Below are 21,132 nucleotides of genomic sequence, written 5' to 3'. Positions count from 1 at the left end.
ACGATGCCCCTCACGCCGACAGCAGCGAGTCGTCCATGGTCCTGGCGCCCGGCAGCCGGTGGCCCGCCGCGACGACCGCGGCGTCGATGTCACTGGTGCCGGTGGCCAGGCACAGGCTGTACGCGATGTCCTCGTACGCCTGCCGGCTCTCGGCACCTCCCTGATCGGCGCGGAGCACGGCCAGCGCCTTGTAGCGCTCCAGCAGGTCTTCCAGTACGACGGGGTGCGCCAGCAGCACGGGGGTGCCTCCCTCGGGGTCGGGTACAACGGTTGCTCAACGTCCCGCCTGCCCCCGCGCGTCGACTCGAATCACCATGGTTGCTTCCGTTTGTCGATCGGCCGGTTCGTGGTCAGACTCGGTGATGTGGACGCGTCGAACAGCAAGCCCGCGGGACGGCCCGAACCGGAGACCCGGGACGACGGCCGCCGCGAGACCGAGAGCGAACGCGCCGACCGCCGCTGGACCGAGCTCATCCAGGAAGTGCGGGTGGCGCAGACCGGCGTGCAGATCCTGTTCGGCTTCCTGCTGACGGTCGTGTTCACGCCGCGGTTCCCCGAGTTGAGCGACACCGACCGGACGATCTACATCGTGACGGTCCTTCTCGGCTCGGCGACGACGGGCGCCCTCATCGGGCCGGTCTCGTTCCACCGCGTCGTGTCGGGCCGAAAGATCAAACCGCAAGCGGTGGTGTGGGCGTCCCGGCTGACCTTCGTGGGGCTGATCCTCCTCCTCTGCACACTGACGACGGCGCTCCTCCTCATCCTGCGCGTCGCCACCCACGACTCCGTGGTGCCCTGGCTGGTGGCCGGCGTCGTCGCCTGGTACCTCCTGTGCTGGTTCGTGCTGCCCGCGTGGGCGCGGCACCGGTACACGACGGCGGACTGAGCGCGTCCGCACGGCGATCAGGTGTGGATCACCGCGCCCGGGGCACCCAGTGTCAGGACCAAGCAGGCAGCAAATCCACACTGTTCGCAATAAGTCACCGTAAATAACTACGGGTCACTACTCGGGTGGTGGCAGGTGACGAACGGGCGGAGTGTGGGAGGAGGGGCCTCTAGTGCAGTTCCCACAGACGGGAGATGCCACATGACCACGCACACGCGGTCGCCCATCGCGACACCGACGCGTCCGGCACGGCCGGGGCGTCTGGTCGCCCTGCCCGGCGTATACGCACCGCAGTACGACACCGAGATGCTGGCCCGCGCCCTGTACCGCGAGCGCATCGGTGACGTCACTTCCGTACTCGACCTGGGAACCGGCTCCGGAGCACTCGCCGTGACGGCGGCCCGGATGGGAGCGCGGGTGACGGCGCTCGACATCTCCTGGCGCGCGGTGCTGTCCACCTGGCTCAACGCGCGGCTGTCCAAGCAGTCGGTCACCGTGCGCCGCGGCGACATGACCACCGGGGTGCCGAGAGGACCGTACGACATCGTGGTCAGCAACCCGCCCTACGTCCCCTCTCCGTCACCGCTGCTCCCCCGGCGCGGCCCGGCGCGCGCCTGGGACGGCGGACCCGCCGGCCGCGCCGTCGTGGACCGCGTCTGCGACGCCGCCCCCGACGCCCTGCGCGTCGGCGGTGTCCTGCTGATGGTGCACTCCGCGCTGTGCGACGTGGACGCCTCGCTGGAGCGGCTCGCGAGCCGGGGCATGGAACCCTCCGTCGTGGAGCGGGAGTTCATCCCCTTCGGACCCGTGATGCGCTCCCGCGAGTCGTGGCTGCGCCGACGCAACCTGCTCGGCGAGACCGACACCTGCGAGGAGTTGGTGGTGATCCGTGCCGAACGCCGCTGACCGTCCCCGCCGCGTCACGGTCGACCGCGACGGGCCGCTCCTGGTGGAGGGCCCGGTCGAGGTCGTGGGTGACGACGGGACCGTCTCCGTCTCACGGCGGTTCACGGTCGCGATCTGCACGTGCCGCCGCAGCCGTACGTACCCGTGGTGCGACACGAGCCACCGCCGACGGGTGAAGCAGCACGCGGACAAGCCGTCCGCGCAGGAGACCGAAGCGACGCACACCGAGGAGACGGAGGCCTCGTCATGACCGCCCCCGCCGAACTGCGCCCCACCGTTCCGCCCCGCGCCGAATCGCGGTCCCGCAGCCCCAAACTGCCGTCCCCCCGCGGCGATCTGTCCCGCGGCGTGCTCGCCGCCCTGCGGGACGGTGGCCCGGTCCCCTCCCCTCGGGACGCCGAGCGCGCGGACCCGTACGGAGACGATCTCCAGCTCGCCCTCTACGTCCTCTACGAACTCCACTACCAGGGGTTCGCGCAGGTCACCGACGACTGGGAGTGGGACCCCGCCCTGCTGGCCCTGCGACGCGCGCTGGAGCGTCGCTTCATGGATGCCTTGCGCGCCGACGTGCCCCCGGGTGAAGACGCGGAACAGGCCCTGTCCGAGCTCCTGGTGGAGCCGGTCGGGCACGACGAGTCGAGCGTCAGCCACCACCTCCAGCGCGACGGCGAGCTCTGGCAGCTCAGGGAGTACGCGGCGCTGCGCTCCCTGTACCACCTGAAGGAGGCCGACCCGCACGCCTGGGTCATCCCCCGGCTGCACGGCCGGGCCAAGGCGGCGATGGTGGCCATCGAGTACGACGAGTTCGGCGCGGGCCGCGCCGACGACATCCACGCCGGGCTGTTCGCCGAGCTCATGGCCGACCTCGGCCTGGAGACGTCCTACGGCCACTATGTGGACGCCGCCCCCGCCGACGTCCTCGCGACCGTGAACCTCATGTCCCTGTTCGGCCTGCACCGCGCCCATCGCGGAGCGCTGGTTGGGCACTTCGCCTGCGTCGAGGTGACGTCGTCGCCCGGCTCGCGACGGCTGGCGGCGGCGCTGCGCCGGGCGGGCGCGGGGCCGGCCGCGCAGCGGTTCTACGACGAACACGTGGAGGCGGACGCCGTGCACGAGCAGGTGGTGCGCCGCGACGTCGTCGGCGGCCTCCTGGCCGCTGAGCCCGCACTCGAGGCCGACGTCGCCTTCGGGGTCCGCGCCACCGGCTTCCTTGAGGACCGCCTCGGCGCCCGGCTCCTCGACGCGTGGCGGCGCGGGAGCAGCGCGCTGCGCGTCCCGCTGCCCGGCACGGAGGGATGAGCCTCAGCCGCCTTCGACGCCGGTCGCGCCGTGCGGGGAACCGACCGGCTTCGACTCCGGGGAGCCGCGCTGGCGCAGATAGACGGAGAAGACGGCCATCGATCCGACGGCGAGGAGCTCGGACTGCCAGTTCTGCAGGGTCCTGCTCCAGAAGTCGGCGGCGCCGAGGTACTCGAACCAGCCGATGGGAGCCTGGAGTTCACGCAGGTGCTCTTCGTTGTACGCGGCCGTCCCCGCGACGGACTGGGCCAGCCAGGAGAGCAGGAACAGGGCGCACATGAGGGTGCCGAGCGAGCGGGAGTACCAGGCCTGGCGCGTGCCGCCGGCGGCGGCCCAGCGCGGCGAGTCGTGCTGGGCGTGTGCGCCGATCCTCTGGTCCTCGTCGGACTCGGTGCCCGCCTTGTGGAGTTCCTTGGATTCGGGCGAGCCGCGCTGGAGCAGCCAGACCGTGCCGAAGATGTAGAGGAAGAACTGCAGGTACTCGGACTGCCAGTTCTCCATCACGTCCACGGCGAAGTCGGAGCTCAGGAGATAGCCGCCGAAGCTCATCGGGGCCAGGTCCTCGGCGGCGAGGTGGTTGTTGAAGTCGGCGTGCCCGGCGACCGCCTGTCCGGCGAGCGTGAGGAGGAAACCGGCGCCGAAGGCGAGGGTCAGGCTGTTGTCGTGCAGGAAGCCACGAGCGCCCTTCGCGCGTCCCGGCCTCATCGCTGCATCAGCCCCAGCACCGTGCAGTAGACCAGCCCCGCGGCCACCATCAGCAGATACACCGTGAACATCGCCCGCACCGGTCAACCACCCTTGATCAGACACTGATACGGCTGCTCGCGGCGCTCGGTGCAGCCGGCGGCCGTGACCTTCCAGCCGTCCGGGAAGGACGAGAGGAAGAGCGTGTCGCGGTCGGTCACGACGCGTGCCTGGCGCCCGTACACGTCGACGTGCCGCACCTCGGTCGCCGTGGGCAGCCCCGCGTCGGGCAGGGCCCGCGCGCAGGGCAGTTCGGCGGACCGCTCCAGCTCGTCGCGGGTGCCGGGGGCGAGCGCCACGCAGCCGCGCGCGGCGCCCGGGGCGCGCAGGCCGACCGCGAACCGGGTGGCCGCCCGGGCGGCGCCGTCCTCGCGTGCCCCGACGTCGCCGCAACCGCTGAGGGTGCAGCACCACAGTGCCGCGGCCACGCCCCACCTCGTTCCGCGCACCGGTTCTGCTCTCCTTCGCGGTCCCGTCGGCTCGTGACTGCCGCACCGCGACGGTGGTCCGTCAGGGTGCAGGCCCTCCGACGATGCCGTCACTCCGTCCCGGCACGCGGAACCCGCACGTCCGACACGCGGACGCGCACCCGAACGGACGGCACCCGTTCGGCCGTCCCCGTCAGCCGTCCCCGGGCGGCGCCCCGTGCTCGGGTCCTGTCAGCCTGAGCTGCACCTCGACCTCCTGGTCGCCCGAGACACTGCCGGTGGTCGACACGACGAAGGCCGATTCGAGTGTCCTGCGCAGGCGGGCGACCGCGACCGGGCCGCCCTGCAGGTCAGCGGTGACCGAGCCCGCGAGCAGTACGCCCGGTACGGAGTCGGGGCTGTGGGCGGCGCGGAAGCCGCCGGTCCACACGGCGGGAATCTCCTCCCCCGTCTGGCGTGGCGCGTCGCTTCCGCGGTCGGACGCGAAGTGGGTGCGCAGGACGTTGAAGACGGTGTCCGCGTCGGCCGGTGAGCACTCGCCGAGGACCACTTGCACGAGGTCAGCGGACGGGGAGTGCGGTGTACGGGAAGCCGCGGTCTCCGGCACGTCACAGCTCCCGCAGCGCGGGCAGGAGCTTCTTCTCGGCCCACTCGATGAAGGGACGCTGCTGGTCGCCGCCCACCTGTACGAGGGCGACCTCCGTGAAGCCCGCGTCGACGAAGGGGCGTACGGCGTCGACGAAGTCGTCGACACTGTCGCCGCACGGGATCTGCTGGGCGATGTCCTCCGGAGTGACGAACTGCGTGGCGCCGGCGAACCCGGAGGGCCCCGGCAGCTCGGAGTTGACCGGCCAGCCGCCGACGGACCAGCGGAACTGGTCGTGGGCGCGGGCCACCGCCGCGTCCTTGTCGGTGTCGTAGCAGACGGGCAGCTGGCCGACCCGGGGCTTGCCGCGGCCGCCGTGCTCGTCGAAGGACGTGAGCAGGTCGGCCTTGGGCTCGGTCGCGATGACGAGGTCGGCGAGCCGCCCGGCCAGCGCGCAGGACCGGCCGCCGGAGACGGCGATGCCGATGGGCGGCAGTTCGTCGGGCAGGTCCCACAGGCGGGCGTTCGCCACGTCGAAGTGGTCGCCCTGATGGTTGACGTTGTCGCCGGTGAAGAGCGCGCGGATGATGTCGACCGCTTCTTCGAGCATGTCGAGGCGGACGCGCGGGGAGGGCCAGCCGGCCCCGACGACGTGCTCGTTCAGGTTCTCGCCCGAGCCGAGCCCCAGCCGGAAGCGGCCCTCCGAGAGAAGCTGCATCGTCGCGGCCTTCTGCGCCACCACGGCGGGGTGGTAGCGGACCGTCGGGCAGGTCACGTACGTCATCAGCGGGATGCGCGAGGTCGCCTGCGCCGCCGCGCCGAGCACGCTCCACGCGTACGGGGAGTGTCCCTGCGTGTCGAGCCACGGAAAGTAGTGGTCGGAGGTGACGGAGAAGTCGAAGCCGGCCCGCTCCGCCGCGACCACGTCGTCGACGAGGGCGCGCGGCCCCGCCTGCTCGGTCATCATTGTGTAGCCGAATTGCACCATAAAGGATCGGTTTGCCGAACTGCTCCCGCTGAAACATCCGACGAACGACTGCTCCACCGTACGGATGCGGACAGCAAGTGGGGGTACCGGGGAACCACAGCCCGGACGGTCATGGAAGAGAGGCAGGCCCCTTTGCGCACTGTAGGAGTGGAGGAGGAACTCCTCCTGGTCGACCGCGAGAGCGGCGAACCCCGAGCTCTTTCCTCCGCGGTTCTGGCGCGAGCGGCCAGGGACACCGGCGAGCGCCCCGGCACGGAGAAGCACGCGGACGACTACCGCGAGCCCGAGGACGAGGCGTTCGAGAAGGAGCTCCAGAGTCAGCAGCTCGAGTTCGCGACGCAGCCGCGGACAAGTATGGACAGCCTCGCGGAGGAAATCGTCCGGTGGCGCGGGGAGGCGGCACGGCACGCGGGCGACGTGGGCGCCGCGGTCGCCGCTCTCGCCACCTCGCCCCTGCCGGTGAGCCCGTCCATCAACACGGGCAGCCGCTACCAGTGGATGGAGGAACAGTTCGGCCTGACCACCCAGGAGCAGCTGACGTGCGGCTGCCACGTCCATGTGTCGGTCGAATCGGACGAGGAGGGCGTGGCCGTCATCGACCGCATCCGCCCCTGGCTCCCCGTCCTGGTCGCGCTGAGCGCCAACTCGCCTTTCTGGCAGGGGAACGACAGCCTGTACAGCAGCTACCGCAGCAGGGTGTGGGGCCGCTGGCCCATGGCAGGCCCCACCGAGCTCTTCGGCTCCGCCGCCCGGTACGAGGAACAGGTCGCCCAGATGGTCGCCACCGGGGTGCTGCGCGACCGGGGCATGGTCTACTTCGACGCCCGGCTCTCCCACCGCTACCCCACGGTCGAGATCCGGGTCGCGGACGTCTGCCTGGAAGCGTCGACGACCGTCCTGGTCGCGACGCTGGCGCGGGCGCTGGTCGAGACGGCCGCGCGGGATTGGCGGGCCGGCCGGCCGCCGCTCGCGCACGGCATCGACCTGCTGCGGCTCGCCGCGTGGCGGGCCGCGCGCTCCGGCCTCGACGACACGCTGCTGCACCCCGTCACCATGCGGCCCGGCACGAGCGCCGAGGTGGTGAACGTGCTCGTCGACCATGTGCGGGACGCCCTGGAGGACTCCGGCGACCTCGACATGGTGCGCGCGGCCACGGCGGACCTCTTGAAGAACGGCAACGGAGCGCGGATCCAGCGGGACCTGCTGCACCGGACGGGCAGCCTGCGGGACGTGGTCACGGAGTGCGTACGCCGCACCCAGCTGACGTGAGAAGCGGCTCGCCGCCCTCTTGACACTTTTAGAGACCTCTCTACTTTTAGAGGGGTCTCTAATTGTTTTCGTGTCACGTGGCGGAGGGGTGTACGCGTATGCCGAAGGTCGGAGAAGGCGGTCTGCGTGAGCAGAACAAGGCCCGGCGGCGGTCCCTGATCCTCGAGGCGACGCGGGCACTCCTGCGGGACGGCCCGGATTCGGTGCTCAGCACCGAGCGGATCGCCGAGCGGGCGCAGGTCGCCCCGGCCACCGTGTACAACCTGATCGGGCCGCGCGAGAAGGTCTGGGAGGCGCTCGCCGCCGGGTTCATGGATGAGCTGGAGCGCCGGCTGGCGGTGTCGGGAGCCGGTGGCCCGCGGGACGTCGTGAGGTCGACCGTCCAGCTGTTCGTGGACGACCCGGTCGTGTCGCGGCGCATGGTGCGGGAGTGGCAGGCCAGTGGTCTCGTGTTCGACCGCAGTCCGCTCAGCCGGCTCCGCCGGACGATGGCGGAGGCCCGGACGCACGGCCTGCTGCGGGCCGACATCGACACCGACGCGCTGGCGGCCCTCGTCGCCGCCTCGTGCGTGGGCGCGCTGCATCAGTGGGTCGCCGGTTTGATCGACGACGGGCAGTTCCTGGCGCGCGCCCTGTTCGCCCTGGACGTCGCGCTCGCGGCGGCGGCCTCGGACCCCTGCCGCGACGAACTGCTGGCACCGCTGCGGACCCGGGGCACGGCATGACGCCCGGCACCGCGCCACGGACCCGGCACTTCGTGGGCCGCGACGGCATCCGTCTGGCGGCGGACGTCTGGGGCGAGGCGTCCTCGCCGCCCCTCGTCCTGCTGCACGGCGGCGGCCAGACGCGCCACGCCTGGGACAGGACCGGCCCTCGGCTGGCCGCCCTGGGGTGGCATGTCGTCGCCGCCGACCTGCGCGGGCACGGCGGCAGCGCGTGGTCGGCCGACGGTGACTACGACCTCGACCTGTTCGCCGACGACATCCGGGCGCTCGTCACCGGCATCGGCGGCCGCCCGGTGCTCGTGGGCGCCTCGCTCGGCGGCCTCGGTGCACTGTTGGCCGCCGGTGAGCCGCCCGGGGCGGCGGTTCGCGCGCTGGTTCTCGTCGACATCGCCCATCGGCCGGACCCCCTCGGGGCCCACCGGATCGTCGAGTTCATGCGCCGTCGGCCGGACGGATTCGCCGACATCGGGGAAGCGTCCGCGGCGGTCTCCGCCCACCTGCCCCACCGGCCGCGTCCGGACGACCCCGAGCGGATACGGAACAACCTGCGCCGCCGCGGCGACCGCTGGGTCTGGCACTGGGACCCCCGGCTGCTGGACAGCTTCGAGGGCCGGATGGACCCACCCGGTATGGCGGAGCGCCTCCTCGACGCGGCGCGCGGCGCCGACGTGCCGATCCTGCTCGTCCGCGGCGGGAGCAGCGACGTGCTGCGTCAGGACATCGCCGAGCAGTTCTGTGCCGGCGTCCCCCGGGCGCGGTGCGTCGAGGTGGCCGGTGCGGGGCACATGGTGGTCGGTGATCGGAACGAGCGGTTCATCGAGGCGGTCGTCCCGTTCCTCGTAGGGGCGATCGCCCGATCGTGACGTGCGGGTGTGTGGGCGGCCGGCACGCGCCGGGCATGTGGAGGGCCCCGGTGCCGTGTGACACCGGGGCCCGAAGGAACTGCAACACCATCAGCCGACCTCAGTACTGCGTCGGCTTTCCGTATCCGCACGGCCGTCCGTCGCACTGACGGGGGTGCGGGGATCGCGAATGCGTGACCGGAGACCACCTGCCTATCGATGTCCTGCGGTACCCGGGTGCAGATTCCGCCCGGGCGATCCTGACGGCGCTCGTTTCCTCCGTTCTTCCCTCTCTGTACTCATCCGTGGCCTCTCACAGCGCCACTTCGGCAGTCGGCCCGTCGCCCATCCCGATCCACTCCGGCTCCGAGCCCCATCGCCGTACCGCTGCCCGGCAGTTCGTGTCTGCCGGGCCTTTCTCGATCTCAGCTACGGAAGAAACCATAGACGCGTGAGCACCCAATGTCTACTCCAGCGAGCATAGATTTTTCGTTCCCCCTCGATGAGGTAATCGGGCCCACCGATCTATGGATGCCGAACGCGGTGAGGGCCTGACCGGCACGTGCCGGTCAGGCCCTCACTGCTGTTCCGGTGGTCGCTCCGGCTGGTCAGGCCGGCAGAGGCACACCCAACAGGGCGGACGCCCGCGCGACCGGGCCGCCGAGCCCGGCCGGGGCGGCCGTGGCGGCCGCGGGCAGGGTCCGGCAGGTGAAGCCGAGCTGGGCCATGGCCCGGAGGACCTCTCCCGCGCTGAAATCACGGGGATCCTGCCGGGTGATGACCCGGCCGACCTGTTTGGCGGGGTAGTGGCGGCGTCCGATGATCACGGACGGGCCGGCGACCGGCTCGGGCTTGACGCCCTTCATCGTTTCCAGCACCCCGCTCTTGGTGAGGTCGAACGGGAAGCGAGCGATGACACAGCGCATGAGACCTCGCATGGGAGCGTGGGGAGGATGGAGAGAGGGTGGGGAGGAAGGCCGGGACGGCCCGTGACGGGCTGGTTCAGTGGACGGGGGCGGCGGTGAGGTCCCGCAGGCGCATCAGGTCCGTGTAGCCGGAGCCGTCACGGACAGCCGTGAGCCCGGCCCGGGTGACCAGACCGGTGCGCCGGCCGTCCTCGTCGCAGACGAGCAGGTGCCCGACGCGGGCGCCGGCCATGACGGACAGCGCCACCTCGACGGTCATGTCGTCCCAGACCCGCGGTCCCGCATCGGCCGCGGCGTCGCCGGACGGCCCGCGTACGGGCTCGGCGTCCACCGGCCGGGGATGCGTCTGAACCAGCGTCAAAGGTGCCTCCTGAAAGCGGGGGTCGATGGCCGGGCGGGGTCGCCGCCCGGAACGCGAAGGGCTACGCCGCGGCGTCGACGGCGGGCCGCTGCGCGGCGGCGCGCCGGGCCGCCGAAGCGGGGCGGCGGCGACCGCGTGCGGCCGTGCCGCGCTTGGGGCGCTCGGTGACCGGCGCGGTGATGACGACCGGGATGCCCGAGGGAGCCTGGGCGCCGGTGATGCGGTGCAGCTCCTGCTCGCCGGAGCGGACCTGGGTGATCTGCGGGCGGATCCCGGCGTCCGACATGAGGCGGACCATGCCGCGGCGCTGGTTCGGGGTGACCAGGGTGACGACACTGCCGGACTCACCGGCACGGGCGGTACGGCCGCCGCGGTGCAGGTAGTCCTTGTGGTCGGTCGGCGGGTCCACGTTGACGACGAGGTCGAGGTTGTCGACGTGGATGCCGCGGGCGGCGACGTTGGTCGCCACGAGCACGGTTACGTGTCCGGTCTTGAACTGCGTCAGGGTGCGGGTGCGCTGGGGCTGCGACTTCCCGCCGTGCAGCGCGGCGGCCCGTACACCGCTGTTGAGCAGGTCCTGGGTCAGCCGGTCGACGGCGTGCTTGGTGTCCAGGAACATGATCACGCGGCCCTCGCGGGCGGCGATCTCGGTGGTGGCCGTGTGCTTGTCGGCGCCCTGGACGTGCAGCACGTGGTGTTCCATCGTCGTGACCGCGCCGGCCGAGGGGTCGACCGAGTGGACGACGGGGTCGGTCAGGTAGCGGCGGACCAGCAGGTCGACGTTGCGGTCCAGGGTGGCCGAGAACAGCATCCGCTGGCCCTCGGGCCGCACCTGGTCGAGGAGCGCGGTGACCTGCGGCATGAACCCCATGTCCGCCATCTGGTCGGCCTCGTCGAGCACGGTGATGGCCACCTGGTTCAGCCGGCAGTCGCCACGGTCGATGAGGTCCTTGAGCCGGCCCGGGGTCGCCACGACGATCTCGGACCCGGTGCGCAGCGCGCCGGCCTGCCTGCCGATCGACATGCCGCCCACGACCGTGGCGATCCGGAGCCGGACGGCGCGGGCGTACGGGGTGAGCGCGTCGGTCACCTGCTGGGCGAGCTCGCGGGTGGGGACCAGGATCAGACCGAGCGGCTGGCGGGGCTCGGCGCGCTGTCCGGCGGTCCTGGCCAGCAGGGCGAGGCCGAAGGCGAGGGTCTTGCCGGAGCCGGTGCGCCCGCGGCCGAGGACGTCACGGCCCGCCAGGGAGTTCGGCAGCGTCGCTCCTTGGATCGGGAAGGGGACGGCCACACCCTGCCTGCCGAGTTCGGCGAGCAGCGGCGCGGGCATGTCGAGATCGGCGAAGCCCTCCACGGCGGGCAGCGCCGGGGTGATCGTCTTGGGGAGAGCGAACTCACCCTGCACGGGGGCGGGCCGGCGGCTGTACCCACCGGACCCACCGGATCGGCGCGGGGCCGCCGCTCCGAAGCGGCTGCCGCCCTTTCCGGCGTCGGCGCCCCCATTACGGGTGCGAGCGAATCGGTCGTTCGTACGTGTGCGGTTCATGCGGAACCTTCCTCGACGCGGTGCATACCAAGGAATTCTTCCGGCGATGAGCGGCACAGAGAATCACAAGAAATGGACCGAATGGAACGTGAAAGCGAAAATGCTTTACGGTTGTAAAAAGAATGCAGCTGGGGCCCGCACCCCGAAGGATGCGGGCCCCAGCTGCAAGTGCGCGTTCGCGTCAGGCGGGAACGATGTTCTCGGCCGTCGGGCCCTTCTGGCCCTGCGCGATGTCGAAGTTCACCTTCTGGCCTTCGAGCAGCTCGCGGAAGCCCTGGGCGGCGATGTTCGAGTAGTGGGCGAACACGTCAGCGCCGCCACCGTCCTGCTCGATGAAGCCGAAACCCTTTTCCGCGTTGAACCACTTCACGGTGCCAGTAGCCATGTCATATCTCCTTTGGGGCAGTACATCGGCGTCCACACTGTGCGGACGCCGTGTCGCCGTGATGATTGACCCCGCCCGGAAAAATGACCGGAAATACAAGAGTGCACCCACCGGCACGGCCGGTCAGGGGCACTTGAAGTTCGGGAACCACAACTGCAACTGAGATCGACAGTAGCACGCTTAAGGGGGCCTGCACACGGCGGAAAATCCCGCTGCTCCGCTGTACTAAAAACCCTCACTGCGGGGGTCGTTAAACCCTCATACGGCGGTCTCATATATTGATCGTCCGGGACCCGACTTTTTCGGGAAATTGTCCTCAGGTCAGCCGGAAGCGGAGGCGGCAGATCGCCGCGTCCGTGTCCCGGCGTACGGCGTGGGCGACGACCGTGCCCCGCTGGTTCTGCAGGATGCGCTGCCAGAGGTGGGCCGGCTCTGTCTCGGGGATGAGGACCGTGACCCGGGTGCCCGGGTGGTAGTCGTAGATCCTCCTGACGTACTCCGCGACGGGGCGGCCCACCGTGCGGTGCCGGGACCTGAGCTCGATCAGGTCGACGCCCGGGTTCCACAGCTCCCAGTCGCGGCGCAGCGCGGCCGCCGCCTCGCGGTCCTCGGGCTCGTCGTACGTCACGGTCACCGCCCGCACCTCGTCGCCGAGCGACACGGCCGCGTTCAGGGCCTCGCCGGTGAGCTTGGAGAGCCCGCCGACCGGGACGATGACCAGGGAGTGGTCGCGGTGCGGGGGCTCGGGCACGCGGCCGATGCCGAGGCGCTCGCCGATCGTCGCGTACGCGCGGTGGACGGTCTCGAAGGAGAGCACGAGCAGCGGCAGCGCGACCACGATGAGCCAGGCGCCGTCGTGGAACTTGGTGGCGGTCACGACGATCGCACTGATCCCCGTGAGCGCGGCGCCGAGGCCGTTGAGCAGCGCCTTGGACCGCCACCTGGGGCCGCGCTCGCGCCGCCAGTGCAGCACCATGCCGGTCTGCGCGACGGTGAAGCCGACGAAGACGCCGATCGCGAAGAGCGGTACGAGCGTGTTGGTGTCGCCGCCGGAGAACAGCAGCAGGGCGGCCGAGACGGCAGCGAGCGCGAGCACGCCGTGCCGGTGCACCTGGCGGTCCGCCTTCAGGGCGAAGACGTGCGGCAGGAAGTGGTCGCGGGCGAGCAGTTTGAGCAGGACGGGCAGGCCGCCGAAGGAGGTGTTCGCGGACAGCGCGAGCAGCACGGTGGTCGCGAACTGGATGACGTAGAACGCCCAGTTGTGCCCGAGGGAGGCGTCGGCGAGCTGGGCGAGGACGGTGACTCCGTCGACCGGCCGCAGGCCGAAACGGGAGATGAGCACGGCGAGCCCGATCAGCATCGCGCCGAGCAGGCCGCCGAGGGCGATCTCCGCGTGCTGGGCGCGCCTGGCCCGCGGCTCGCGGAAGGAGGGCACGGCGTTCGCGATGGCTTCGACACCGGTGAGCGCCGAGCAGCCGGAGGCGAAGGCCTTGAGCAGGAGCAGGGCGCCCACGGTGGTGGCGTTCTCCGTGAGGACGGCGGCATGGCCCTCGGCGGTCGCGGTCGAGACGGGCGCGTCCCGGAACAGGCCGACGGCTATCAGCGTGAAGATCGCCACGACGAAGACCGCGGTGGGCGCGATGAAGACCTTCGCGGACTCGACGATGCCGCGCAGGTTCACGGCCGTGATCAGGACGAGCACGCCCAGGCAGAGGACCAGCCGGTCGTCGTACAGGGCAGGGAAGGCGGAGGTCAGCGCGGCGACGCCGGCGGTGACGGCGACCGCGACGTTCAGCACGTAGTCCAGGACGAGCGAAGCCGCGGCGACCAGGCTCGTCCGGCGCCCCAGATGTGCCTTGGCCACGGCGTAGGAACCGCCGCCGTCCGGGAACGCGGCGATCACCTGGCGGTACGAGGCGACGAGGACGGCGAGCAGGCCGGCGATCGCGAGGGTCACGGGGAGCGTGAACCCGAGGCCGTGGCCGCCCGCCGCGGCGAGCACGAGCACGATCGCCTCGGGTCCGTACGCCACGGACGCCATCGCGTCGAGGGAGAGGGCGGCGAGTCCGGTGAGGGCCGTAAGCCGGTGCTTCTCGCCGGTGTCCGGGGTATCCGGCGGTTCTTCCGCGGCCGGGACGGTGCTGGACTCGACAGTCGGAGCGGACATGTACGCGTACTCCTTCACGCGCCCTCTCAGGCCGTACGTGCCCTCTCGGGCAGTTACGTGCCCTGTCGGGCTTCGCGTGCCCTCTCGGGCAGTTCATGGGCAGGTGCGCTCAGGTTCCGTCCGTTCGGGCCGGCGGGAGCCCGTCCCTTACGGGTCCTTCATGTCGCGGGCCGCATTCCATACGCGGCTCTGACGACGAACGGCTCCGGAGGCGAGAACGCGACATCCTCGGAAGCGGTGTCGGCGGACGCCTGCGGCCGTCGCCGTCTCCCTGAGACGATCGTCGGCGTGCCCGACATCACCCCCACCGCCCCCGTCGAATTCCCCGGCGGCGCCGACTTGTTCCGGCTCGGCGCCGATGTGGCCCACCTCAACCACGGGTCCTTCGGAGCCGTCCCCGTCCCCGTCGCCCGCGTCCACCGGCGTCTGACGGAGGAGGCCGCCGCGGATCCGGACGCCTTCTTCCTCGGCGTCCCCGACCGGCTCGCCGAGGCCCGCGCCCGCATCGCGGTCCACCTCGGCGCCGACCCCGACGGAATCGCCCTCGTCACCAACGCCACCGAGGCCGCCGGGCTCGCCCTGGACACCCTGCGGCTCACGCCCGACGACGAGGTGCTGGTCACCGACCACGGCTACGGCACGGTCGTCGCGGCCGCCGCCCGCCGGGCCCGTGTCGTCACCGTGCCCCTCGACCCGGCGCTCGCCGACGCAGAGGCGGTGCGCAAGGCCGTGCTCGCCGCTCTCACCCCCCGCACCCGGGTCGCGCTGCTCGACCAGATCAGCTCGCCCACCGCCCGGCCCATCGCCACGCCGGAGCTCCTCGCCGACCTCGCCGCGCGCGGCGTGACGACCGTGGTCGACGGCGCCCACGCCCCCGGCATGCTGCCCGATCCCCTTGTCGGAGCGCCCGACTTCTGGTTCGGCAACCTCCACAAGTGGGCGTACGCCCCGCCGGGCAGCGCGGTCCTCGCCGTGGCCCCCGCCCACCGGGACCGGGTGCCGGCGCCCGTGCCGTCCTGGGAGGACGACCGCGGCTTCCCCCGCGCCGTCGAGTACCGGGCCACCGCCGACTACACCGGCCTGCTCGCCGCCCCGGAAGGCCTCGACCTCATCGCCGCCCTCGGGCCCGGCCGCGTACGCGCCCACAACAGCGCCCTCGCCGGCTACGGCGCCGAACTCCTCGCAGCGCTGCCGGGGCTGAGGCCCCTGCCCGCCGACGAGCGGCTGGCCATGCGGGCGCTGCGGCTGCCGCCGGGTCTGGCCCGCACCCAGGCCGAGGCGGCGGCGCTGCGCGAGGAGATAGCCGGCCGGCTCGGTTTCCGCGTGCTGATCTGGCCCTGGCCGGGTGGCGGCGGCATCCGCGTCTGCGGGCAGATCTACAACGTATCGGCGGAGTACGAACGCCTCGCGGCGGCGCTGCGCCCGTTGCTGGACGGGCGGTGACCGGGTCGCCCGGCATGGCCCCAGATCATCTGGACCACGAGCGGTGAACACGACAAGATATCGTTGACGAGCGACGCCAACTGGCTCTTTTCAGCAGCCAATTGGCTGAAAACGTATGCCGTGGGAAGTCTGCCACGACCGAGGAAAGCCAGGAAGTGCTGATGAGTGCAGTGAGACAGGCCGGGCCCTCGAGACTGCCCCGACGCGCCCACTGGCTCGGCTTCCCACAGACGCCCTAGTCGGCGTCCGCCCCGCGGCGGCCCGGCCCATGACGGCCCGGCCACCTGCCCGTGCGGTGCCCGGGCGCGCCCCACGCGTCGTGGCAGCCGTGCGCACCGGATGCCACCGGGCGGACCGCGGGCCGCGGCACGTCCCGCACCTGCCACAGTCACCCCGTCCAGTCGGCGGCACCTGGCCACCTCACCCCCTTGAGACCTCTAGAGGACGTGATGACAGACCTGATACAGGCCACCACCGTGGTGCCCTCGGTTCTCGCCCTGGCCGCCGGCGGCGCGGCCTGGCGGTTCTGGGACCAGTACCGAGGTGAACGCGCCACCAGCAACCGCCTCCGTGGCGAGGCCGAGGAGAACGCCAGGCGCCAGCGCGCCACCGAGGCCGTCCTCGCGCAGTTCGCCGGCGGTGTGATTCCCCGGCTGGGGGCGGAGGCGGAGCGTCTCGGCACCGGCCACGGGGTCGACATCGAGCTGCCCGAGGCGCTGGTGAACACGGTGCTCGCGCAGCGCCTCGCGGAGCTGGCCGACTCCGCGGCCCACACGGTGCGCAAGGTCCAGTACGACGCGCAGACCAGCACGAGCGCCCAGATCGCCGAGGTCCGGGAGAGCGCTCACGACGAGGTCGCCCGGGCGCGGCAGAGCGCCGAGGAGTCCAGCAGGGCGGCCGTGCGTGCCGTCTCCTCCGCGATGGTGGGCATGGCCTCCAAGCTGAGCCAGCGGGTCAGTAACGGTGTGCGCCGGCACGAGGGCGACGAGGCGTACGAGACGCTCGTCGGCATCGACCACCCCACCCAGCAGATGCTGCTCGTCGCCCAGAACTACGTGGTCCTGTCCGGAGGCAAGTTGTCGCGTCGCTGGCCCGCCACCCCGCTGACCGATGTGGTGCGGGCCGCGATGGGCAGCATCGAGGAGTACGAGCGCGTCGAGCACCAGGAGCTCGACGTCACGCTGACCAGCCGGGCGGTCGGACCGGTCGTCCACGCCCTCGCGGTGCTCCTGGACAACGCGGTGCGCTACTCCCCCTCCTCCGCGCGCGTGCACGTGGCCTTCCAGGAGGGCCACCACGGCGTCTCGGTCATCGTGGACGACGCCGGTCTGCGCATGAACGAGGAGCAGCTGACCTGGGCCAGGAGGATCCTGACGGGCACTCAGCGCGACGACATCAACCAGCTCGGCGCGCACCCGCAGACCGGTCTGCGGGCTGCCGCGGCCCTCGCCGCCGACTACGGCTTCCGGATCGACCTGGAGGCGCCGAATCCGTTCGGCGGCACGCGCGTGTACATGTTCATCCCCAAGAGCCTGCTGACCGCGTCCGCGGCGCCCTCCCCCGCTCCCCCGCCGACGGCCGAGCCGTCCCCCGCCAAGCGCACCACCGCGAGCGGGCTGACGGTCCGGTCCCGGTCCGCGGCCGGCCGGTCGCGGACGTCCGCCGCCGCGAGCCCGCGGGCGGCGGCGCCCGAGACCGCGGCGCCGGGGCGGCCCTCCATCGCCGCCGCCTGGGCGCAGGGGACCCGCAGCGCACGTACCGAAGACCCCACCACCACGCACGAAGGAGCCTGACCGTGACCACCGGCAACGAACTTGGCTGGCTGCTGGACCGCTCACTGGGGTCCCTCGACGGCGTCCGGCACGCGGTGCTGATGAGCTCCGACGGTCTGCTGCACTCCCGGACGTCCGGGATCGGACAGGACGAGGCGGAGAAGTTCGCCGCGATCACCGCGGCCGTCCGCGCCGCCGCGCTCGCCTACGACGAGGAGACCGGCGGCGGGGGCACCCGGCAGGCGCTGATCGAGCTGACCAACCACGTCGGCCTCATCACCCAGGCCGGCGGCAACACCATGCTGTCGGTGCAGACAAGCGGCCCCGACGCGGACATCGGCCTGATCACCCATCACATGCTGGAGCTGGCCCAGCGGGTGGGTCATGAGATGAAGGTCGCGCCGCGGCAGCCCTCCGAGCCCGGCCTGCCGACGACGTGAGCGGACCGCGGCGGGACCCGGACCTGGTCAGGCCGTACGTCCGTACCGACGGGCGGGTCCGCGCCGATCCGGCGGTGCGCCTGGAGACCGTGGTGATCGCCGCGAGCGGGTCGAGCGAGGGCCTGGGGGCGGACGCCCGGCGGGTGATGGGCCTGTTCACCCACGCCGGGGGCGGCGGCCTGGCGGTCGCGGACATCGCGGCCGCCCTGGAGTTCCCTCCTTCCACGGTCCGCATCCTCGTCTCCTCGCTCATCGACGAAGGCCTGTTGACGCGCCCTGTCGCCGCCGGTGACGACCAACCCCAAACCGATCTGCTCCAGGAGGTACTGCGTGGTCTCCGCGCCCTCGTCTGACGGCCTCATCTATGTGCCACCCGGCGTGACCCGGTCCGCGAAGATCGTGATCTCGGGGAGTTTCGCCGTCGGCAAGACGACGTTCGTGGGCAGCGTCTCCCAGATCCCGCCGTTGCGCATGGAGGAGCGGATCACCCAGGCCAGTGCCGGGGTGGACGATCTGGCACGGACGCCGCGGAAGACGACCACGACCGTCGGCATGGACTTCGGGCGCCTGCATCTGAGCGAGTCCCTGGTGCTGTACCTGTTCGGCACTCCCGGTCAGGGGCGGTTCCGTCCCATGTGGGCCGGGCTGACCGAGGGTGCCCTGGGGGCGCTGGTCCTGGTCGACACCCGCAATCTGGAGGCCTCCTTCGAGATTCTCGCGCTGCACGAGGAACAGGGCACTCCGTACGCCGTGGCGGTCAACCTGTTCGACGGAGCGCCGCGTTACGACCTGGCCGAGATCCGGCAGGCCCTCGACCTCGACCCGCGCACGCCCTTGACGACGTGTGACGCGCGGGAGAGCACCTCCAGCGTGCTGGCCCTGATCACCCTCTGCGAGTACCTGTCCGACCTCCACGCACCCGTTTTGGAGCCCCGCCCGTGACCAGCCCGACCCCGACCGACGCGGCGACCGAGCGCCGGACAGCCCTGTACGACGCCGAGTTCGCGGCCGACCCGCACGCGGCGTACGCGCGGATGCGGGCCGAGTTCGGGCCGTTCGTCCCGGTGGACCTCGTGCCCGGGGTCCCCGCGACCCTCGTCGTCGGCTATGCCCAGGCCCGGCGCATCCTCAACGACCCCCTGCGGTTCCCGGCCGACCCGCGGGTGTGGGAGCAGTCCGTCCCCGAGACGTGCCCGGTCCGCCCGATGATGGAGCACCGCCCCAACGCGCTGCGCTCGACCGGTCCCGAGCACACCCGCTACCGGTCGGCGAACACCGCCGCGATCGACGCCGTCGACCAGCACGAACTGCGCACGCTGGTCGAGCGGGTCGCCGACGCGACCATCGCCGAGTTCCGCGACTCCGACGGCGCCGATCTGCTCATGCAGTACGCCTGGCCCATCGCCTTCCGGGTGCTGAGCGCCCTGCTCGGCTGCCCGGACGAGGTGGGCCGCCGCATCGCCGACGGCATGGCCAAGATCTTCGAGGGGGTGGACGCCGCCAGCGGCAACGAGATCCTCGCCCAGGCGGTCGCCGACCTGGTGGTGCTGCGCCGCCGGCAGCCCGGGGACGACATCACCTCCCGGCTCCTCGCGCACGCCGCGGAGCTCGACGACATGGAGATGGCGCACCAGCTCGTCACGCTCTACGGCGCCGGCATCGAACCCCTCACCAACCTCATCGCCAACACCGTCCTCAGGATCCTCGTCGACGACCAGTTCTCCGGTGACCTGCACGCGGGCGGCTCCTCCGTGCGCGAGGCGCTCGACACGGTGCTCTACACTGACCCGCCCCTGGCGAACTACTGCATCAGCTACCCGCCGCACCCCGTCGACGTGGACGGCTTCCTGCTGCCCGCGCACCAGCCGGTCGTCATCTCGATGGCCGCCTGCAACAACGACCCCGCCCTCGGGGAGCAGCGCATCGCGAGCAACCGCGCCCACCTGTCCTGGAGCACGGGCCCGCACGCCTGTCCCGCGCGCCCGCACGCCTACCTCATCGCCGAGACCGCCATCACCCACCTGCTCGACGCGCTGCCCGAGATGGACCTCGCCGCCGCCCCCGACGACCTGGTCTGGCGCCCCGGGCCCTTCCACCGGGCGCTGTCCGCCCTGCCCGTCCTGTTCCCCACCGCCGCATCCGTCTGAAGGGACCACCACCATGGCCGTGCCCACGCAGCCGATCATCCTCGACCCCACCGGAGCCCGCGCACACGACGAGCACCACCGGTTGCGGGCGCACGGCCAGGCCGTCCGTGTCGACATCCTGGGCGTGACCGCCTGGTCCGTCACCGACCCGGCGCTCCTCAAGGAGCTGCTGACCAGTCCGAACGTCTCCAAGGACGCCCGCGCCCACTGGCCGGACTTCAACGACACGGTCCAGCGGTGGCCGCTGGCGCTGTGGGTCGCGGTGGAGAACATGTTCACCGCGTACGGGGCCGACCACCGGCGTCTGCGGCGCATGGTCGCCCCCGCCTTCAGCCACCGCCGCATCACCGCGCTGCAGGAGAACATAGACACGCTCGTCACCGGCATCCTCGACCGGCTGGCCGCGCTCCCGCCCGGCGAGACCGTCGACCTGCGCGAACACCTCGCGTATCCGCTGCCCATCGCGGTCATCAGCCGGCTCATGGGCGTACCGGAAGGACAGCAGGACTCCTTCCGCCGGGTCGTCGACGGCGTCTTCGACACCACCCTGACCGCCGAGCAGTCCGAGGCCAATACCAAGGCGCTCTACGAAGCCCTCCACCTGCTCATCGCCGCAAAACGCAGCGAGCCCGGCGACGACATGACCTCCCTGCTGATCACCTCGCGCGACGAGGACGAGGAGGGCGGCATGTCGGAGGACGAACTGCGCGACACGCTGCTGCTGATGATCAGCGCCGGGTACGAGACCACGGTCAACGTCATCGACCAGGCGATCACCCAGCTGCTCACCCACCCCGAACAGCTCGCGCTGCTCCGGTCGGGCCAGGTCGACTGGAGCGAGGCCGTCGAGGAGACCCTGCGCCTCGAACCGGCCGTCAGGCACCTTCCCCTGCGGTACGCGGTGACCGACGTCGCGCTGCCCGACGGCCAGACCATCGCCCAGGGCGAGGCGATCCTCGCCTCCTACGCGGCCGCCAACCGCCACCCCGACTGGCACGGCGAGAGCGCGGACGACTTCGACATCACCCGCACGGTCAAGGAGCACCTCGCCTTCGGCCACGGCGTCCACTTCTGCCTCGGCGCCCCGCTCGCCCGCCTCGAGGTCATCACGGCCCTGCGCCTGCTCTTCGACCGCTTCCCGGGGCTCGAACTCGCCGTGCCTGCTGCCGAGTTGAAGCCGCTCGGCTCCCTGCTCAGCAACGGCCACCAGACCTTGCCGGTACGCCTCCGTCCCGCGCAGTCCTGACGAGGAGGGAGCCGGCGTCGCGCAGC

General features: G+C 71.8%; 24 protein-coding genes. 14 read left to right on the top strand and 10 right to left on the bottom strand.

The window, feature by feature from the left end:
* Nucleotides 1-10: 10 nt before the first annotated feature.
* Nucleotides 11-238: a DUF5133 domain-containing protein gene (locus ACZ56E_RS02010; protein WP_471209860.1), complete on the bottom strand. Its 228-nt coding sequence runs from the start codon at nucleotides 236-238 to the stop codon at nucleotides 11-13.
* A 126-nt stretch (nucleotides 239-364) separates the two neighbouring features.
* Between ACZ56E_RS02010 and ACZ56E_RS02005 the strand changes: the two genes are divergently transcribed.
* The 4 genes from ACZ56E_RS02005 (at nucleotide 365) to ACZ56E_RS01990 (ending at nucleotide 3,091) form a co-directional block, all read left to right on the top strand.
* The gene (locus ACZ56E_RS02005; protein ID WP_471211479.1) at nucleotides 365-886 is read left to right on the top strand and encodes a DUF6328 family protein; all 522 of its coding nucleotides are present in this window, start codon (nucleotides 365-367) and stop codon (nucleotides 884-886) included.
* Between the two features lie 201 nt (nucleotides 887-1,087).
* A complete protein-coding gene (locus tag ACZ56E_RS02000; protein WP_471209858.1) occupies nucleotides 1,088-1,792 on the top strand; it encodes a HemK2/MTQ2 family protein methyltransferase in 705 nt (234 codons plus the stop codon).
* Complete coding sequence (locus ACZ56E_RS01995; protein ID WP_468604015.1) at nucleotides 1,776-2,042, top strand: CDGSH iron-sulfur domain-containing protein; 267 nt, start codon at nucleotides 1,776-1,778, stop codon at nucleotides 2,040-2,042. Before ACZ56E_RS02000 ends, ACZ56E_RS01995 begins: the two co-directional genes overlap by 17 nt.
* On the top strand, nucleotides 2,039-3,091 hold the full coding sequence (locus tag ACZ56E_RS01990) for an iron-containing redox enzyme family protein (protein WP_471209855.1): 1,053 nt from the start codon (nucleotides 2,039-2,041) through the stop codon (nucleotides 3,089-3,091). The genes ACZ56E_RS01995 and ACZ56E_RS01990 overlap by 4 nt, the downstream gene beginning before the upstream one ends.
* Nucleotides 3,092-3,094: 3 nt before the next feature.
* Here the strand turns inward: ACZ56E_RS01990 and ACZ56E_RS01985 are convergent, their stop codons facing one another.
* The 4 genes from ACZ56E_RS01985 to ACZ56E_RS01970 all read right to left on the bottom strand — a co-directional run bounded on the left by ACZ56E_RS01985 (nucleotide 3,095) and on the right by ACZ56E_RS01970 (nucleotide 5,837).
* Nucleotides 3,095-3,796 (bottom strand): DUF6766 family protein, encoded by a 702-nt coding sequence (locus ACZ56E_RS01985; protein WP_471209852.1) that lies wholly within the window; start codon nucleotides 3,794-3,796, stop codon nucleotides 3,095-3,097.
* An 83-nt stretch (nucleotides 3,797-3,879) separates the two neighbouring features.
* The gene (locus ACZ56E_RS01980) at nucleotides 3,880-4,284 is read right to left on the bottom strand and encodes a hypothetical protein (protein WP_471209850.1); all 405 of its coding nucleotides are present in this window, start codon (nucleotides 4,282-4,284) and stop codon (nucleotides 3,880-3,882) included.
* A gap of 172 nt (nucleotides 4,285-4,456) precedes the next feature.
* Entirely contained in the window at nucleotides 4,457-4,870 is a 414-nt protein-coding gene (locus ACZ56E_RS01975; protein ID WP_471209847.1) for a hypothetical protein, read from the bottom strand.
* Between the two features lies 1 nt (nucleotide 4,871).
* Nucleotides 4,872-5,837, bottom strand: a complete 966-nt coding sequence (locus ACZ56E_RS01970; RefSeq protein WP_468604005.1) for an LLM class F420-dependent oxidoreductase — start codon at nucleotides 5,835-5,837, stop codon at nucleotides 4,872-4,874.
* A gap of 132 nt (nucleotides 5,838-5,969) precedes the next feature.
* Here ACZ56E_RS01970 and ACZ56E_RS01965 point away from each other — a divergent pair, with 132 nt between their 5' ends.
* From ACZ56E_RS01965 to ACZ56E_RS01955, 3 genes are all read left to right on the top strand, one after another.
* A complete protein-coding gene (locus ACZ56E_RS01965) occupies nucleotides 5,970-7,106 on the top strand; it encodes a glutamate--cysteine ligase 2 (protein WP_471209845.1) in 1,137 nt (378 codons plus the stop codon).
* A 98-nt stretch (nucleotides 7,107-7,204) separates the two neighbouring features.
* On the top strand, nucleotides 7,205-7,831 hold the full coding sequence (locus ACZ56E_RS01960; protein WP_471209842.1) for a TetR/AcrR family transcriptional regulator: 627 nt from the start codon (nucleotides 7,205-7,207) through the stop codon (nucleotides 7,829-7,831).
* Nucleotides 7,828-8,694, top strand: a complete 867-nt coding sequence (locus ACZ56E_RS01955) for an alpha/beta fold hydrolase (protein WP_471209839.1) — start codon at nucleotides 7,828-7,830, stop codon at nucleotides 8,692-8,694. Before ACZ56E_RS01960 ends, ACZ56E_RS01955 begins: the two co-directional genes overlap by 4 nt.
* Nucleotides 8,695-9,281: 587 nt before the next feature.
* Here ACZ56E_RS01955 and ACZ56E_RS01950 read toward each other — a convergent pair.
* The 5 genes from ACZ56E_RS01950 to ACZ56E_RS01930 form a co-directional block, all read right to left on the bottom strand.
* Complete coding sequence (locus ACZ56E_RS01950; RefSeq protein ID WP_471211477.1) at nucleotides 9,282-9,599, bottom strand: SCO5918 family protein; 318 nt, start codon at nucleotides 9,597-9,599, stop codon at nucleotides 9,282-9,284.
* Nucleotides 9,600-9,675: 76 nt separating this feature from the next.
* Nucleotides 9,676-9,960 carry a CBS domain-containing protein gene (locus ACZ56E_RS01945; RefSeq protein WP_471209837.1) on the bottom strand — a complete coding sequence of 95 codons (285 nt, stop codon included), beginning with the start codon at nucleotides 9,958-9,960 and terminating at the stop codon, nucleotides 9,676-9,678.
* A gap of 61 nt (nucleotides 9,961-10,021) precedes the next feature.
* The gene (locus ACZ56E_RS01940; RefSeq protein ID WP_471209834.1) at nucleotides 10,022-11,506 is read right to left on the bottom strand and encodes a DEAD/DEAH box helicase; all 1,485 of its coding nucleotides are present in this window, start codon (nucleotides 11,504-11,506) and stop codon (nucleotides 10,022-10,024) included.
* A gap of 181 nt (nucleotides 11,507-11,687) precedes the next feature.
* Nucleotides 11,688-11,891: a cold-shock protein gene (locus ACZ56E_RS01935; RefSeq protein WP_042169227.1), complete on the bottom strand. Its 204-nt coding sequence runs from the start codon at nucleotides 11,889-11,891 to the stop codon at nucleotides 11,688-11,690.
* 316 nt (nucleotides 11,892-12,207) lie between these two features.
* Nucleotides 12,208-14,058: an APC family permease gene (locus tag ACZ56E_RS01930; protein WP_471209830.1), complete on the bottom strand. Its 1,851-nt coding sequence runs from the start codon at nucleotides 14,056-14,058 to the stop codon at nucleotides 12,208-12,210.
* Nucleotides 14,059-14,346: 288 nt separating this feature from the next.
* Here ACZ56E_RS01930 and ACZ56E_RS01925 point away from each other — a divergent pair, with 288 nt between their 5' ends.
* The 7 genes from ACZ56E_RS01925 (at nucleotide 14,347) to ACZ56E_RS01895 (ending at nucleotide 21,106) form a co-directional block, all read left to right on the top strand.
* Nucleotides 14,347-15,501: an aminotransferase class V-fold PLP-dependent enzyme gene (locus ACZ56E_RS01925; protein ID WP_471209827.1), complete on the top strand. Its 1,155-nt coding sequence runs from the start codon at nucleotides 14,347-14,349 to the stop codon at nucleotides 15,499-15,501.
* 449 nt (nucleotides 15,502-15,950) lie between these two features.
* Nucleotides 15,951-17,294, top strand: coding sequence for an ATP-binding protein (locus tag ACZ56E_RS01920; protein WP_471209824.1), 1,344 nt, complete (start codon nucleotides 15,951-15,953; stop codon nucleotides 17,292-17,294).
* 2 nt (nucleotides 17,295-17,296) lie between these two features.
* Nucleotides 17,297-17,713: a roadblock/LC7 domain-containing protein gene (locus tag ACZ56E_RS01915; protein ID WP_468603987.1), complete on the top strand. Its 417-nt coding sequence runs from the start codon at nucleotides 17,297-17,299 to the stop codon at nucleotides 17,711-17,713.
* Complete coding sequence (locus ACZ56E_RS01910) at nucleotides 17,710-18,066, top strand: DUF742 domain-containing protein (RefSeq protein WP_398298970.1); 357 nt, start codon at nucleotides 17,710-17,712, stop codon at nucleotides 18,064-18,066. Before ACZ56E_RS01915 ends, ACZ56E_RS01910 begins: the two co-directional genes overlap by 4 nt.
* Entirely contained in the window at nucleotides 18,044-18,655 is a 612-nt protein-coding gene (locus ACZ56E_RS01905) for a GTP-binding protein (protein WP_468603984.1), read from the top strand. The genes ACZ56E_RS01910 and ACZ56E_RS01905 overlap by 23 nt, the downstream gene beginning before the upstream one ends.
* Nucleotides 18,652-19,860 carry a cytochrome P450 family protein gene (locus ACZ56E_RS01900; RefSeq protein WP_471209820.1) on the top strand — a complete coding sequence of 403 codons (1,209 nt, stop codon included), beginning with the start codon at nucleotides 18,652-18,654 and terminating at the stop codon, nucleotides 19,858-19,860. Before ACZ56E_RS01905 ends, ACZ56E_RS01900 begins: the two co-directional genes overlap by 4 nt.
* Before the next feature lie 13 nt (nucleotides 19,861-19,873).
* Nucleotides 19,874-21,106, top strand: a complete 1,233-nt coding sequence (locus tag ACZ56E_RS01895; RefSeq protein WP_471209817.1) for a cytochrome P450 family protein — start codon at nucleotides 19,874-19,876, stop codon at nucleotides 21,104-21,106.
* Nucleotides 21,107-21,132 lie beyond the last annotated feature (26 nt).

It is taken from the genome of Streptomyces sp. NPDC039480 (genome assembly GCF_055597165.1).
Note: the sequence above shows the minus strand (reverse complement) of the source record. Positions and strands in the feature narration are given on the sequence as shown.

Bases quoted from the DNA above. Each gene is read 5' to 3' on its own strand.
- ACZ56E_RS01960 (WP_471209842.1), top strand. From the start codon at position 7,205: ATGCCGAAGGTCGGAGAAGGCGGTCTGCGTGAGCAGAACAAGGCCCGG.
- ACZ56E_RS01985 (WP_471209852.1), bottom strand. From the start codon at position 3,796: ATGAGGCCGGGACGCGCGAAGGGCGCTCGTGGCTTCCTGCACGACAAC.
- ACZ56E_RS01930 (WP_471209830.1), bottom strand. From the start codon at position 14,058: ATGTCCGCTCCGACTGTCGAGTCCAGCACCGTCCCGGCCGCGGAAGAA.
- ACZ56E_RS01935 (WP_042169227.1), bottom strand. From the start codon at position 11,891: ATGGCTACTGGCACCGTGAAGTGGTTCAACGCGGAAAAGGGTTTCGGC.
- ACZ56E_RS01955 (WP_471209839.1), top strand. From the start codon at position 7,828: ATGACGCCCGGCACCGCGCCACGGACCCGGCACTTCGTGGGCCGCGAC.
- ACZ56E_RS01920 (WP_471209824.1), top strand. From the start codon at position 15,951: ATGACAGACCTGATACAGGCCACCACCGTGGTGCCCTCGGTTCTCGCC.
- ACZ56E_RS01990 (WP_471209855.1), top strand. From the start codon at position 2,039: ATGACCGCCCCCGCCGAACTGCGCCCCACCGTTCCGCCCCGCGCCGAA.
- ACZ56E_RS01970 (WP_468604005.1), bottom strand. From the start codon at position 5,837: ATGGTGCAATTCGGCTACACAATGATGACCGAGCAGGCGGGGCCGCGC.
- ACZ56E_RS01895 (WP_471209817.1), top strand. From the start codon at position 19,874: ATGGCCGTGCCCACGCAGCCGATCATCCTCGACCCCACCGGAGCCCGC.
- ACZ56E_RS02000 (WP_471209858.1), top strand. From the start codon at position 1,088: ATGACCACGCACACGCGGTCGCCCATCGCGACACCGACGCGTCCGGCA.
- ACZ56E_RS01940 (WP_471209834.1), bottom strand. From the start codon at position 11,506: ATGAACCGCACACGTACGAACGACCGATTCGCTCGCACCCGTAATGGG.
- ACZ56E_RS01950 (WP_471211477.1), bottom strand. From the start codon at position 9,599: ATGCGCTGTGTCATCGCTCGCTTCCCGTTCGACCTCACCAAGAGCGGG.